Consider the following 13966-nt stretch of genomic DNA (forward strand, 5'->3'; position numbering starts at 1 on the left):
TTTACTTCACCCCCGCCAGTTTCTTTGTCTCTGTCCACAGATCTCCCATCATCTGATGATGCTCTTGTGGTGTCAATCCTTGAACGACATAGTCAACTAGGATACCAGGGATGTAAATATCATTTGGATCAATTTCTCCGGCTTCAACCAACTCGTTTGTCTCAACAATGACTGTGTCAGCCGCTAGAGCGAGTTGAAGAGAGATGTTTTTAGTAGTCCCATCTATATAAAGGTTGCCATACTTATCCGCCTTAGTAGCTTTAATCAAGGCAACATCGATTTTCAATGGATCATAAATCAAATATTCTTTTCCATTTCGAGTTACTTTTTCGTGCTCATCTTCAAGAATTGTTCCTACACCTGTTGGCGTTAAGACTGCTCCAAGACCCGCACCAGCAGCATGCAAGCGTTCTACGACAGTTCCCATTGGAGTGAACTCCACTTTCATGGTTCCTGAGAAATAATCATGCTGAGCAGCAGCAGATGTCCCTACATGGGCTGCAATGTATTTTGTAACCTGATGGTTTTCACAAAGACGACCAACTCCAACTTCCTTACCGGGTTGAGAAGTTACAACAGACACCAAGGTCAAATCTTGCTGGTTTTGACGAACCAGTTCCTCAATTAACTCAAATGGTTCTCCAACTCCAAGAAATCCAGAAATACCAACTTTATCTCCTGAATGAATCAAGGAAATAGCTTCAGACAATGTTACAACTTTCATAACCTATCTCCTCTCTTATTTACGTTGAAAGACAGCTTTGCGTTTTTCAACAAAAGCGCGCATTCCTTCTACCTTATCTTCTGTTGAGAAGAGTAGAGCTTCTGCTTCTGTTTCCAAACGAATAGCATTTTTCAGAGGGAGTTCTGAGCCAACTTGGATAATATGTTTAGCTTTTTCAACTGCTAGCGGTGCATTTTCCATAATCGCTGCTGCTAGCTCTTCTGCCGCAGGCAATAGTTCTTCTGCTGCTACCAACTTGTTAAGAATTCCAAGATCATATGCTTCCTGCCCTTTAACCATTCTAGCAGTGAAGATTAATTCCTTTGTTTTACTAGTACCAATCAAACGAGACATTCTTTGGGTACCTGCAAAACCAGGAATGATTCCCAAGCCAACTTCAGGGAAGCCAACCATTGTCTTGTCATAGCCGATTCGGATATCAGTTGAAAGAGCTAATTCTAGACCGCCTCCCAAAGCATACCCATTCAATACTGAAATAGTTGGTTGAGTCAATTCAGATAAACGGGTAAAGGTGTCGTTCGCATAGGTCATGTATTCATGAGCCTGAATTGGAGACATTTGGTCCATCTCTTTAATGTCTGCTCCAGCGACAAATGCTTTTTCCCCTTGACCAGTCACGATGACAACACGAATGTCCTCGCTAGCTTCAATTTGGTCTAAAACGAGATTCAAATCCTTTAAGACTTCTGAACTTAAAGCGTTCAAAGCCGATGGACGGTTAATTGTTAGATAGCCAAGACCATTCTTAACCTCTAATAAAACAGTTTTACTCATTGTTTTGCTCCTACTTGATTTATTTTGAGTACAGAGTACAGCGTCAACAAATACCAACACAAAATGTAAGAGCTTACATTTTCATCATAATCCTTTTTTCCCTATCCGTCTACTTAATCTTTATTTATAGACCTATAAGTCCAGCTTATAGAATAGAGCCATTCAATCTACTCTCAAAGTCTTAGGAAAAGCAAAAATACCTTATCAAGCACTTTCGGAGAAAGACACTTGATAAGGTATGTAACTATGAGATCGGATCAATATCTCATTTTGTAATCGTAATATTGAAAAAGAGGAACTGACGTTCAGTTTTCTAATAACTAACGTTCAACGATGAGGGCTGTTCCCATCCCTCCTCCGATACATAGAGTTGCTAACCCAGTTTTAGCATCACGTTTCATCATCTCATGTACCAGCGTTACTAGGATACGGCAACCGGAAGCCCCAATTGGGTGACCAAGAGCAATGGCGCCACCATTGACGTTGACAATATCTGTGTTGAAGCCAAGTGTTTTCCCAACCGCACAAGCCTGAGCAGCAAAGGCTTCATTTGACTCGATCAAGTCAAGATCATCAACTGTCAAATTGCCTTTTTCTAGAGCTTTGCGAGTCGCATAAATCGGTCCACATCCCATAATCTTAGGATCCAAACCTGCACTTGCATACGAACGAATTCGCGCAATGACTGGAAGTCCTAATTCTTCAGCTTTTTCAGCACTCATGACCAAGACAGCCGCCGCCCCGTCATTGATACCTGAGGCATTTCCTGCTGTAACAGAACCGTCTTTTTTGAAAACAGGACGTAGCTTAGACAGACTCTCCAAGCTAGCATCTTTTCTAGGAAATTCATCTGTATCAAAGACGATAGGATCGCCTTTACGTTGAGGAATGACCACCGGAACAATCTCTTCCTTAAAGCGTCCAGATTCTATAGCCGCCACTGCTCGTTTTTGTGATTCCAAAGCAAGCGCATCTTGATCATCTCGGCTAATACCATATTCTTCTGCCACATTCTCAGCTGTAATCCCCATATGGTATTCGTTAAAGGCATCAGACAAACCGTCCTTAATCATGGTATCTACCACTTTCGAATCTCCCATACGACCACCCCAACGGAAACTTGGCAAAACGTATGGCGCCTGACTCATGTTTTCTGCACCACCAGCTACGATAATATCTGCATCGCCGCATCGAATCGCTTGAGCAGCCAACTGCACTGCCTTCAAACCGGAACCACAAACCTTGTTGATAGTAAAGGCTGGTGTAAATTCAGGGAGTCCTGCGTGAATGCTCATTTGACGAGCTACGTTTTGACCTAAACCTGCGCCTAGGACATTCCCCATAATCACTTCATCTACCTGCTCTGGTTTAATATTCGCTTTTTCCAAAGCACTCTTAATTACCAAAGATCCCAAATCAACAGCAGAAACATTCTTCAAGCTCCCGCCAAAGGAACCTAAAGGTGTTCGCACTGCCGAAACAATAACTACGTCTTTCATGACTACCTCCATCAGTGTCTAGTAAGTAAAGAAACCTTCTTTTGTCTTCCGTCCCAATTTTCCTGCTTCGACCATTTTCTTAAGAAGAGGGGCAGGACGGTATTTTTGATCACCAAACCCTTGGTTTAGGACGCCCATAATAGCCAAACAAACATCCAACCCAATCAAGTCAGCAAGAGCCAAAGGTCCAATAGGATGATTTGCACCAAGTTTCATCGCTTCATCGATTTCTTCGGCACTAGCCACTCCTTCACCTAGAATGTAAATGGCTTCATTGATCATAGGAATCAAAATTCTGTTCACAACAAAACCATAAGAATCTTTAACATCAACTGGTGTTTTACCAATTTTCACTGTCAGTTCACGAACCGCCTGAACCACTTCTTCTGAAGTCTGCAAGGCCTTAATAACCTCTACAAGTTTCATGATTGGGGCAGGATTAAAGAAGTGCATTCCAATCACGCGCTCTTGATGTTTAGTAGCAGCAGCTATATCCGTGATTGACAAAGAGGATGTGTTTGATGCTAAGATAGTTTTAGGATCTGTCAATTCATCCAATTGTTTGAAAATATTCAACTTAATCTCACGATTCTCAGTTGCAGCTTCAATCACCAATTGGACTTGTTTCGCATCTTCATATGAAACAGATGGAAGCAAATTGGCCAATACCTGATCCTTCTCATCCGCAGACATCCGTCCTTTTTCAACTGAACGTTCCAATTGTTTTGTGATATTATTCAAGCCTCTTTGAACAAATTCTTCTTTAATATCGTTTAAGTAAACTGTAAAACCAGCCTGAGCAAATACTTGAGCAATTCCGCTTCCCATTTGACCAGAACCAATAATCATCACCTTAGATATCATTATTTTCTCCTTCTTATTTTACAAAAATCCAGTGCATGAAGCAAGGACGATTGAACAGAAATCCTTCAATCGCCCTTCTGACATTAAACAAAGGCACCTAGTCCAGTAATTTCACGACCAACAATCAAGGCATTCACTTCGTGTGAACCTTCATAGGTATAGATTGATTCAGCATCTGCAAAGAAACGAGCAACGTCTGTCTCAAGTGTAATACCATTACCTCCGCAAGTTTCACGAGCAAGGGCAACTGTTTCGCGCATCACCAAGGAATTGTGCATCTTAGCAAGAGCAGAGTTAAGCATCAATTCATTACCTTTCTCTTGCATCTCAGCAATACGAGTTGAATAAGCAATAACTGCTACAGCATTTGCTTGCATACGAGCCAATTTTTCTTGAACAATTTGGAATTTGGCAATTGGACGTTTGAACTGTTCACGATCTTTAGCATATTTAAGAGCTGCTACATAAGATCCACAAGTCACTCCCATAGCAATGTGAGCAACGTCCGCACGAGTGAAGGTCAAGATACGGGCTACATCACCAAAACCATTGATATTTACCAAACGGTCTGAATCTGGAACCTCTACATTCTTCATAGTAATATGGCCATTGCGGACACAACGAAGAGCAATCTTATGTGGGATTGGTTCCGCATGATATCCAGGATCTCCCTTACGAACGATAAAGCATTTCACCTTGCCATCCGCAACATCACGAGCAAATACAGGAACGACATCCGCAGTATCTGAACCACCAATCCAGCGTTTTTCACCATTTAGAATCCACTTGTCTCCAACACGTTCTGCAGTAGTTGCAAGTCCTCCAGCAATATCAGAACCTGAAAGAGGTTCAGTCAAAGCGAAGCAACCTTGCCAATCAAATGCAGCTAGTTTTGGAAGAAATTCTTTTTGTTGACGCTCATCACCACCCAAGAGAATTGTGTTGTAGCAAAGTCCGCCATGAACGGTGTAGAATGTTGCCATAGAAGCATCGAAGCGAGCAAGTTCAAGATACAAGAAAGCAATATAAAGTTCAGATGGTTTCCAGCTACCCTCACGTCCTTCAAACAATTTTGGATTGTTCATAATTTGAGCGCCCTTAGCCACAGCATAGAATTCTTCAAAAGGAAAATCAGGTTTTTCCCAGTATTCATTAATAACCGGACGGAGATGTTTCTCAATCAAACGGCGAGTTTCTTGTAAAACCTCCGCTTCACCTAAAGTTAGACCATCCGCATAGTGAAAAAGGTCCTCAGGATATAGTTCGCGTAAAATTTCTTCTTTTGTTGCCATAGTCATGACTCCTTTATTTGTTATAAGAGCGCTTACATTTTTGTATTCGCTATTTGTTGACAACCCCATTCTATCCCTTAGGGTATTATTTTGTCTACTTAATAAATATAAACACCCCTATAAGTTCAGATTATAGGGGCTGATTCTGACTGTTTTATCAAGGATTTCCTCGTTTTTCTACTTACTTATAGGCACAAGAAAAAGTGGTTTACAAATCAGTAAACCACTCTTATTAGTTATTTCAATTTTATGATTCTTTTACTTCGAGCAAACCAACTTCACCATCTTCTCGACGATACAAAACATTAGTTGTTTGATCTTCTACATCTACATAGATAAAGAAATCATGTCCCAATAAATCCATTTGAAGAAGGGCTTCTTCTAAATCCATTGGCTTCAAATCAATTTGTTTTGAACGAACGACTTTGGGTTGCACAACATCTGCATCTTCAACTAGAGCATCTGTAAAGAGTTGACTTGTCGCAACTTTATTTTTATTCTTGCGTTCGATTTTAGTCTTATTTTTACGAATCTGACGTTCAATTTTATCTGTTACAAGATCGATAGAACCATACATATCTTGAGAAACATCTTCTGCACGAAGAGTAATAGATCCAAGTGGAATTGTTACTTCAACCTTTGCTGTTTTCTCACGGTAAACTTTCAAATTCACACGTGCATCCAACTCTTGCTCTGGTTGGAAATACTTTTCGATCTTTTCGAGTTTAGAAACTACATAATCACGAATTGCTTCTGTTACTTCTAGGTTTTCACCACGGATACTATATTTAATCATATAAGTACCTTCTTTCTAAACATTTTTGTTTTTCTAACTATATTATAACGCTTTCATTTTCATTTTGCAAATTTTTTCCTCATCTTACAAGGGAAAAAGTTTTAACTTCCAAAGCACCAGCTTCTTCCAAAAGTCGTTTCACACGATTCACAGTTGCCCCTGTTGTATAGATGTCATCAATCAGCAAAATCTTCTTAGGAAGTGAGATTCCATCTTTAATAAAAAATGGAATTTGAGCAGCCAACCTTTCCAAACGGCTTTTAGAAGAACTAGCGCTCTCTTCTCTTTTTCCTAATATATCTTTAAAAGAAAAGCCTGCTGCCTCAACCAAACCCTCGACTTGGTTGAACCCCCTCTCAAGCAATCTTCCAGGACTTAGGGGAATTACAACAAATTGATAACCTTTATACTTTTTCAGCTCCTCAGCAAGAACAGAAGCAAAAACTTTTCTAAGCAAAAAATCGCCATCAAACTTATATCGACTGAAAAAGTCTTTCATAGCTTGATTATAGGTAAAGATTGCCTTATGATCAACCCGAATTCCTTCTTTACACCAAAGTTTACAATCTTGACACTTAGTTGACATATCTGTTTTCATACAGTTTGGACAATATTTCTCACCAATCTTCTCAAAACTAGAAGCACAAGCTGAGCAAAGATAACTGCAGTCATCTTTCAAAATGAAGAGACTACCAAAAGTTAACTCACTCTTTGTGGTCTGGCCACATAATAAACAGTTCATAACCCCGCCTCCTTGTTCATTTGTTTGATTTCCTTGATTGCCTTCTTGATGGAAGCATTTAATCCATCATGAAAGAAGAGCAACTCACCAGTTGGTCTGTCCATACTACGCCCAACTCGACCACCAATCTGAATCAAGCTAGACTTGGTAAAGAGACGATGATTAGCTTCTACAACAAAAACATCCACACAAGGGAAGGTAACTCCACGCTCCAAAATTGTTGTACTGATGAGTATCGTCAACTCTCCATCTCGAAAAGCTTGCACCTGCTCTAATCGATTTTCTGTGACAGAGGACACAAAGCCGATAGTTTCATTTGGGTATTGTTCCTGAAATATTTCTTTTAGTTTCTCGCCTTTTTTAATCTCTGATGCAAAAATCAGTAAGGGATAACCTGTTCTTCTCTGTTTCTCAATATAGGTCTTTAACTTAGCTGACAACTGACTTTTCTCTAAACAGCGATTAAAATCTGATAGCCAGACTGGCTTAGGAATAATCAAAGGATTTCCATGGAAGCGTCTCGGCAAGCTTAATCGTTTTAATTCTCCTGTGCGAACCTTCCTATCTAACTCATCTGTAGAAGTTGCTGTAAGGAATATCCTCACTCCATCCTCCTTTACACTATTCTTTACAGCATAGTAAAGTATGGAGTTGTCAACATAAGGAAAGGCATCTACCTCATCCACTATCAGCAAATCAAAAGCATGATAAAATTTTAATAACTGATGAGTCGTTGCAACTACTAGGGGAATTCGAAAATAGGGCTCTGATTCGCCATGGAGTAGTGCTATCTCACAAGCAAAGTCATTCTGCAGTCGCTTATACAGTTCCAAACACACATCAATTCGAGGACTGGCCAAACAAACTGCACCACCCCTATTAATTACCTTAGCCACAACTTGATAAATCATTTCTGTCTTTCCAGCCCCTGTCACCGCATGAACTAAAGTTGGTTCTTGCTTGTCTACTGCTTGAATCAGTCCCTCTGACACCTTCTCTTGAAAAGGAGTTAATTGACCACGCCATTTAAGAACATCTTGCTTCGGAAAATCCTCCTGCGGAAAATAGTATAAAGCTTGATCACTCCTAACCCGATTCATCAGCAAGCACTCTCGACAATAGTAAGCACCGATGGGCAAATACCATTCCTCTAGAATAATACTATTACAACGTTGACAGAAAAGTTTCCCCTTCTCCTTTCTCATTGCTGGAAGTTTCTCCGCCAACTGACGCTCCTCTTCTGTTAATTCTTTCTCAGTAAACAAGCGACCGAGATAGTTTGGATTTACTTTCATACTTTAATATTCGTAAAAATCTAGCACTTTAGATATTTTTTTAGTACAATTAAATCATGGAATTTAGAACAATTAAAGAGGATGGGCAGGTCCAAGAAGAAATCAAAAAATCCCGCTTTATCTGTCATGTCAAGCGTGTTTATAGCGAAGAAGAGGCTCGTAACTTTATCACTACTATCAAAAAAGAACACTACAAAGCCACCCATAACTGCTCTGCTTTTATTGTAGGGGAACGCAGTGAAATCAAGCGCACGAGTGATGATGGAGAGCCTAGTGGTACTGCTGGAGTCCCTATGCTGGGCGTCTTAGAAAATCATAATCTTACCAATATCTGTGTGGTAGTGACACGCTACTTTGGGGGAATTAAGCTAGGAGCTGGTGGTTTGATCCGTGCTTATGCAGGTAGTGTAGCCTTGGCTGTCAAAGAAATTGGCATTATTGAAATCAAAGAGCAAGCTGGCATAGCCATTCAGATGTCTTACACTCAGTACCAAGAGTACAATAACTTCCTTAAAGAACATAATCTCATGGAGCTAGATACAAATTTTACAGATCAAGTCGATACGATGATTTATGTTGATAAAGAAGAAAAAGAAAATATTAAAGCTGCTCTTGTGGAGTTCTTTAATGGAAAGGTTACTTTAACGGATCAAGGTTTACGAGAAGTTGAAGTCCCTGTAAACTTAGTGTAAACAAAGGAGAAATACATGGCGTTTGGAAAATTTATTCAAGGACTTGCTGGTAACTTCAGCGAGGAAAACAAAGAGACTCTTATCAAAGAATATGGACAATATCTACTAGAGAATGAAGAAATTCAAAGTGGATATAAACTTATTCGCGATTCAATTATTTTTACAAATATCCGTATCATCTTTACAGATAAGCAAGGTGCCACTGGTCGCAAGATGTCTGTTAAGTCACTCTTTTTGATGAACATTGTAAACGTTGAAATGGAAACTGCTGGAGCAGGTATAGATGATAGTGAGATTACGATCACTTATTTAGAAAATGTCTTTCTAAAAGCACATAATGAGCATCTGAGTTTCCATAAATTTGAATTCCCTAAAAAAACGGACATCCTTCCGCTTTACACCTATTTATTAGAATTGGCTTATCACAATCGATTAAAAATTAATGGCTTAGACCTTTGATATAAAAAAATCCTATCACTTTGATAGGATTTCTATATTTTACAAATAGCCTTGAGCGCGTTATACTAGTATCATCTTATACAAAGAGGTATATCTATGACTATTTATAATAATATCACTGAACTAATTGGACAAACACCGATTGTTAAACTCAACAACATTGTTCCAGAGGGTGCTGCAGACGTCTATGTTAAACTAGAAGCTTTTAACCCTGGATCGTCAGTAAAAGACCGTATTGCCCTTAGTATGATTGAAAAAGCGGAACAAGATGGTATTCTAAAACCGGGTGCTACCATTGTTGAAGCAACGAGTGGAAACACTGGTATCGGTCTTTCATGGGTTGGTGCCGCTAAAGGATATAAAGTTGTTATCGTCATGCCTGAAACGATGAGTGTGGAACGACGTAAGATTATCCAAGCCTATGGTGCTGAACTCGTCCTTACTCCTGGAAGTGAAGGAATGAAAGGGGCTATTGCCAAAGCTCAGGAAATCGCCGCTGAACGTGACGGCTTCCTTCCCCTCCAATTTAATAATCCAGCTAATCCAGAAGTGCACGAAAGAACAACAGGAGCTGAAATACTGGCTGCTTTCGGTTCTGATGGACTAGATGCTTTTGTGGGTGGTGTTGGCACCGGTGGAACGATCTCAGGTATTTCTCACGCTCTTAAAGCAGCAAATTCAAACATTCAAGTTTATGCAGTTGAGGCAGACGAGTCAGCTATCTTGTCTGGTGAAAAACCAGGACCTCACAAAATTCAAGGCATCTCAGCTGGATTTATTCCTGAAACCCTTGATACAAAAGCCTATGATGGTATCGTCCGCGTAACGTCAGATGATGCTCTAGCACTCGGACGTGAAATTGGTGGAAAAGAAGGCTTCCTTGTTGGGATTTCTTCAGCTGCAGCAATTTACGGGGCAATTGAGGTTGCCAAGAAATTAGGTACAGGGAAGAAAGTCCTTGCTTTAGCACCAGATAACGGCGAACGTTATTTGTCTACAGCACTCTATGAATTTGAGGTGTAGCCTCCTAAATTTAGCCCTTATTATAGGGCTTTTTATATACTCATATAGAGCCTATTCTCTAAAACAAAGTTTTAGGGCAGATAAAGGCTTGTTGGGGTTACACGAGATGTAATCTGAGAGGTAAGCCCCAAGTGAGAATTAACATAGGATTCGTACTTATTGCCAATAACCTCTTAAAATACAATAAGAGAAGGAGTCAAAATTAAAAAGCTAGAGTTCCTCAATTGGAAATCTCTAGCTTTTTTATGGCTGAGAACTATTTTGTTTCAGATTCTTTAGTTATTCAAAGCTGCTGCCATTGTAGCTGCAACTTCAGCTTCAAAATCATTTGCAGCTTTTTCGATACCTTCACCAACTTCAAAGCGAGCGAACTCAACTACTGAAGCGTTAACTGAATCAAGGTAGGCTTCAACCGTCTTGCTGTCATCCATGATGTATACTTGTGCAAGAAGTGTGTATGCTTGGTCAACTTTAGTGTTGTCAAGCATGAAGCGATCCATTTTACCTGGGATGATTTTGTCCCAGATTTTTTCTGGTTTGCCTTCTGCAACCAATTCAGCTTTGATATCTTCTTCAGCTTGAGCAATCACTTCATCAGTCAATTGAGCTTTTGATCCATATTTCAAGTGTGGAAGAGCTGGTTTACCAACCATCGCACGGCTATCATTATCTTGGTCAATCACGTGGTTCAATTGAGCCAACTCATCTTTAACAAATTGCTCATCCAATTCTTTGTAAGAAAGAACTGTTGGTTTCATCGCAGCAATGTGCATTGAGATTTGTTTAGCAAGAGCTTCGTCTCCACCTTCAATAACAGAGATAACACCGATACGGCCACCATTGTGTTGGTATGCTCCAAAGTGTTGTGCATCTGTTTTTTCAAGCAAAGCAAAACGACGGAATGAGATTTTTTCACCGATTGTAGCTGTTGCAGATACATAGGCTGCTTCAAGAGTTTCACCTGAAGGCATTGTCAAAGCAAGTGCTTCTTCGTTGTTCGCTGGTTTACCTTCAGCAATTACTTTAGCTGTTGCATTTACCAACTCAACGAATTGAGCGTTTTTCGCAACGAAGTCAGTTTCAGCATTTACTTCAACTACTGCTGCAACGTTACCGTTAACAAATACACCAGTCAAACCTTCAGCTGCAACACGGTCAGCTTTCTTAGCTGCCTTAGCCATACCTTTTTCACGAAGCAATTCGATTGCTTTTTCGATATCACCTTCAACTTCAACCAATGCTTTCTTAGCGTCCATAACACCAGCACCAGATTTTTCACGCAACTCTTTAACAAGTTTAGCTGTAATTTCTGCCATTTTGATTCTCCTATATTTTTTAAAAATAGGAGAGCCGGGCTAAGCCCCGCCCTCCTAGGTAATGATTACTTATTTGAATTAAGCGTTGTCGCCTTCTACAACTTCAACGATTTCTTCGATTGAGTCAGCTTGAGCTTCTGAAGCTTCAAATTCTGCTTCAACTGCTGCTGCATCTTCACCTTGACGTCCTTCGATGATAGCATCAGCCAATTTAGCTGTGATCAATTTAACCGCGCGGATAGCGTCATCGTTAGCTGGGATGATTACATCGATATCGTCTGGATCAGTGTTTGTGTCAACCATCGCTACAACTGGGATACCCAATTTTTTAGCTTCTTTAACAGCGATTTGCTCTTTATGTGGGTCAACTACGTACATTACATCTGGGATACGAGGCATGTCTTCGATACCACCCAAGAATTTTTCAAGACGTGCACGCTGTTTATTAAGAAGTGCAACTTCTTTCTTAGGAAGAACGTCGAAGATTCCTTCTTCTTCCATACGTTTGATTTCTTTCAAACGAGCGATACGTTTTTGGATAGTTCCCCAGTTAGTAAGAGTTCCACCCAACCAACGGTGGTTGATGAAGTATTGTCCTGCACGAACAGCTTCTTCAGCAACTGCATCTGCGGCTTGTTTCTTAGTACCAACGAACAATACAACTGCATCGTTAGCTGCTGCATCACGCATGAAATCGTAAGCTTGGTCAGCATATTTTACAGTTTGTTGCAAGTCGATAACGTGGATTCCGTTACGCTCAGTGAAGATGTACTTAGCCATCTTAGGGTTCCAGCGACGAGTTTGGTGACCAAAGTGTACACCAGCCTCAAGAAGTTGTTTCATTGAAATTACTGCCATGAGTATTTCTCCTTTTTGTTTTTTTCCTCTCCTCGACTTCAACTTGCAAAACGACCCGAGGGCAACAGTTTCACAATTCATCAAGAATGAGTATTATCGTTTACACGACAAGTTTCATTCTACCACATTTTATCAATATTTTCAAGTATTTTTGCTAGTTTTTGGCTTAACCTAAAACTAAGCCCTTTTGTAAAATGAAGTGCAACACAAAAGACATGTTCATCTGATATACTAGAGTTGCCAAAAACAGTATAAAGGAAGATGAACATGTCCACTAATTATTCTACCACAAATCAATCCTACAAGCACTTATCTGAAGCTGAACGAGGAGAAATTGAAGCTTATTTAAGTGTAGGACTAAAACCTGCTGAGATTGCTCGTAGACTAGGGAGAAATCGGTCTACTATTACTCGTGAAATTAATCGTAGTTCAGTAACACAGGTGAAACAAGTAAATGGACAGAAGGTCTATTACCAACACTATTATGCAGATGCTGCTCATAACGGTTATCGTCATGCTAGAGAAGCCAGCTATTATCTGAAACTGGATCATGTATCAGACGACTTTCTGAGAGAATTTACAGAAGCAATGAGAGAGAAACCAAGGGTGCATAGCGTGGATACCTTTGTTCATACCTATAGGTTCCAACATGTAGATGCAGTTGTTCCTTCAACCAAGACGCTCTATAACTATATCCATCAAGGTTTATTAGAGATTAAGGTCATTGATTTGCCAAAAGCAGTGCGAATCCGTAAGAAATTTACCAAGCGCCCCTCTACCAAGAAACATCTAGGAAAGTCAATTGAAGAAAGGCCAGAAGAAATCAATAATCGTTCCCGTTTTGGAGATTGGGAAATCGATTCTGTTCTGGGCGGAAAGACAATAGGAGAACCTTCTATTCTGACCTTGGTAGAACGACAAACACGCTATGCTGTCACAAGGAAACTAGTGGAAAAGAAAGCAGAGTATGTCAGTCAAGCAGTCTTAGAGTGTATGAAACTTTATCCCATTAAGTCCATAACTGCAGATAATGGAAACGAATTTTCATCATTGAGTAAGATAGAGGGATTAGATGTTTATTTTGCACATGCCTATTCATCTTATGAACGAGGTACAAATGAGAATTTCAATGGACTACTAAGAGAGTTCATTCCAAAGGGAGCCTCGCTCAAAAATCTAGATCCGAACCTTTTAGAAGCCTATACTAAAGCTATCAATGAAAGACCTAGACGAATTCATGGCTATCAGTCCGCAAAAAAGCTGTTTGAGTTAACTCAAACAACTTGAAAGATACTCACTTAATCAGAGGAACAACTTTGTTGCACTTGACTTGACAATTAGTGGTCTATTTCGAATGCACATGACATTGATATTTTCTTTGCGGATCCAGGATGTCCTGGTCAACGAGGTCTCAATGAACATTCTAATGGCTTGTTAAGACGAAATGGACTTCCGAAACAAATGGATTTTACGAATATTCCTCAAAATTATTTATCAGCTATAGCTGATAAAAGAAATAGAATTCCTAAGAAATCTTTAAATTATCAATCACCATACCAAGTTTTTCTGAGTTACTTGAAAAGTTTAACTTAATTTGACAATTTAGGTTCT

14 protein-coding genes and 1 pseudogene are annotated in these 13966 nt (G+C 39.8%); 5 read left to right on the plus strand and 10 right to left on the minus strand.

Translation table 11 applies throughout. From position 1 onward, the window contains the following. Position 1 precedes the first annotated feature (1 nt). From KZX55_RS05735 to KZX55_RS05770, 8 genes are all read right to left on the minus strand, one after another. On the minus strand, positions 2-724 hold the full coding sequence (locus KZX55_RS05735) for a CoA transferase subunit A (RefSeq protein ID WP_248025583.1): 723 nt from the start codon (positions 722-724) through the stop codon (positions 2-4). Between the two features lie 15 nt (positions 725-739). After that, positions 740-1519, minus strand: coding sequence for an enoyl-CoA hydratase-related protein (locus KZX55_RS05740; RefSeq protein WP_248025584.1), 780 nt, complete (start codon positions 1517-1519; stop codon positions 740-742). A 320-nt stretch (positions 1520-1839) separates the two neighbouring features. Beyond that, entirely contained in the window at positions 1840-3018 is a 1179-nt protein-coding gene (locus tag KZX55_RS05745) for an acetyl-CoA C-acetyltransferase (protein ID WP_220106665.1), read from the minus strand. A gap of 18 nt (positions 3019-3036) precedes the next feature. Then, the gene (locus KZX55_RS05750) at positions 3037-3885 is read right to left on the minus strand and encodes a 3-hydroxybutyryl-CoA dehydrogenase (RefSeq protein ID WP_025172369.1); all 849 of its coding nucleotides are present in this window, start codon (positions 3883-3885) and stop codon (positions 3037-3039) included. 80 nt (positions 3886-3965) lie between these two features. Continuing rightward, positions 3966-5174 carry an acyl-CoA dehydrogenase family protein gene (locus KZX55_RS05755; RefSeq protein WP_248025585.1) on the minus strand — a complete coding sequence of 403 codons (1209 nt, stop codon included), beginning with the start codon at positions 5172-5174 and terminating at the stop codon, positions 3966-3968. Positions 5175-5421: 247 nt separating this feature from the next. Further along, positions 5422-5970, minus strand: a complete 549-nt coding sequence (gene hpf, locus KZX55_RS05760) for a ribosome hibernation-promoting factor, HPF/YfiA family (RefSeq protein WP_000599116.1) — start codon at positions 5968-5970, stop codon at positions 5422-5424. A gap of 79 nt (positions 5971-6049) precedes the next feature. Next, a complete protein-coding gene (locus KZX55_RS05765) occupies positions 6050-6712 on the minus strand; it encodes a ComF family protein (protein ID WP_248025586.1) in 663 nt (220 codons plus the stop codon). Next, on the minus strand, positions 6709-8007 hold the full coding sequence (locus KZX55_RS05770; protein ID WP_248025588.1) for a DEAD/DEAH box helicase: 1299 nt from the start codon (positions 8005-8007) through the stop codon (positions 6709-6711). Before KZX55_RS05770 ends, KZX55_RS05765 begins: the two co-directional genes overlap by 4 nt. Positions 8008-8063: 56 nt before the next feature. On the opposite strand from KZX55_RS05770, the gene KZX55_RS05775 reads away from it, so the two are divergent. The 3 genes from KZX55_RS05775 (at position 8064) to cysK (ending at position 10181) form a co-directional block, all read left to right on the plus strand. Continuing rightward, a complete protein-coding gene (locus KZX55_RS05775) occupies positions 8064-8699 on the plus strand; it encodes a YigZ family protein (protein WP_248025592.1) in 636 nt (211 codons plus the stop codon). A gap of 15 nt (positions 8700-8714) precedes the next feature. Further along, positions 8715-9158: a PH domain-containing protein gene (locus KZX55_RS05780; protein ID WP_033584681.1), complete on the plus strand. Its 444-nt coding sequence runs from the start codon at positions 8715-8717 to the stop codon at positions 9156-9158. Positions 9159-9254: 96 nt separating this feature from the next. Beyond that, the gene (gene cysK, locus KZX55_RS05785) at positions 9255-10181 is read left to right on the plus strand and encodes a cysteine synthase A (protein WP_248025594.1); all 927 of its coding nucleotides are present in this window, start codon (positions 9255-9257) and stop codon (positions 10179-10181) included. Between the two features lie 275 nt (positions 10182-10456). On the opposite strand, the gene tsf is transcribed toward cysK, so the two are convergent. Beyond that, positions 10457-11497 (minus strand): translation elongation factor Ts, encoded by a 1041-nt coding sequence (gene tsf / locus KZX55_RS05790; protein WP_000808088.1) that lies wholly within the window; start codon positions 11495-11497, stop codon positions 10457-10459. Between the two features lie 78 nt (positions 11498-11575). Next, positions 11576-12355: a 30S ribosomal protein S2 gene (gene rpsB, locus KZX55_RS05795; RefSeq protein WP_248025596.1), complete on the minus strand. Its 780-nt coding sequence runs from the start codon at positions 12353-12355 to the stop codon at positions 11576-11578. A gap of 267 nt (positions 12356-12622) precedes the next feature. Between rpsB and KZX55_RS05800 the strand changes: the two genes are divergently transcribed. Together KZX55_RS05800 and KZX55_RS05805 are read left to right on the plus strand one after the other, a co-directional pair. Beyond that, positions 12623-13642: an IS30 family transposase gene (locus tag KZX55_RS05800; protein ID WP_248025598.1), complete on the plus strand. Its 1020-nt coding sequence runs from the start codon at positions 12623-12625 to the stop codon at positions 13640-13642. A 57-nt stretch (positions 13643-13699) separates the two neighbouring features. After that, a pseudogene (locus KZX55_RS05805) lies at positions 13700-13948 on the plus strand (transposase); the annotation flags it as partial. Positions 13949-13966: the final 18 nt, after the last annotated feature.

It is taken from the genome of Streptococcus halitosis (assembly GCF_023147855.1).
Taxonomy (GTDB): Bacteria; Bacillota; Bacilli; order Lactobacillales; family Streptococcaceae; genus Streptococcus; species Streptococcus halitosis_B.

Bases quoted from the DNA above. Each gene is read 5' to 3' on its own strand.
- KZX55_RS05735 (WP_248025583.1), bottom strand. From the start codon at position 724: ATGAAAGTTGTAACATTGTCTGAAGCTATTTCCTTGATTCATTCAGGA.
- KZX55_RS05740 (WP_248025584.1), bottom strand. From the start codon at position 1,519: ATGAGTAAAACTGTTTTATTAGAGGTTAAGAATGGTCTTGGCTATCTA.
- KZX55_RS05745 (WP_220106665.1), bottom strand. From the start codon at position 3,018: ATGAAAGACGTAGTTATTGTTTCGGCAGTGCGAACACCTTTAGGTTCC.
- KZX55_RS05755 (WP_248025585.1), bottom strand. From the start codon at position 5,174: ATGGCAACAAAAGAAGAAATTTTACGCGAACTATATCCTGAGGACCTT.
- hpf (WP_000599116.1), bottom strand. From the start codon at position 5,970: ATGATTAAATATAGTATCCGTGGTGAAAACCTAGAAGTAACAGAAGCA.
- KZX55_RS05765 (WP_248025586.1), bottom strand. From the start codon at position 6,712: ATGAACTGTTTATTATGTGGCCAGACCACAAAGAGTGAGTTAACTTTT.
- KZX55_RS05770 (WP_248025588.1), bottom strand. From the start codon at position 8,007: ATGAAAGTAAATCCAAACTATCTCGGTCGCTTGTTTACTGAGAAAGAA.
- KZX55_RS05775 (WP_248025592.1), top strand. From the start codon at position 8,064: ATGGAATTTAGAACAATTAAAGAGGATGGGCAGGTCCAAGAAGAAATC.
- KZX55_RS05780 (WP_033584681.1), top strand. From the start codon at position 8,715: ATGGCGTTTGGAAAATTTATTCAAGGACTTGCTGGTAACTTCAGCGAG.
- cysK (WP_248025594.1), top strand. From the start codon at position 9,255: ATGACTATTTATAATAATATCACTGAACTAATTGGACAAACACCGATT.
- tsf (WP_000808088.1), bottom strand. From the start codon at position 11,497: ATGGCAGAAATTACAGCTAAACTTGTTAAAGAGTTGCGTGAAAAATCT.
- rpsB (WP_248025596.1), bottom strand. From the start codon at position 12,355: ATGGCAGTAATTTCAATGAAACAACTTCTTGAGGCTGGTGTACACTTT.
- KZX55_RS05800 (WP_248025598.1), top strand. From the start codon at position 12,623: ATGTCCACTAATTATTCTACCACAAATCAATCCTACAAGCACTTATCT.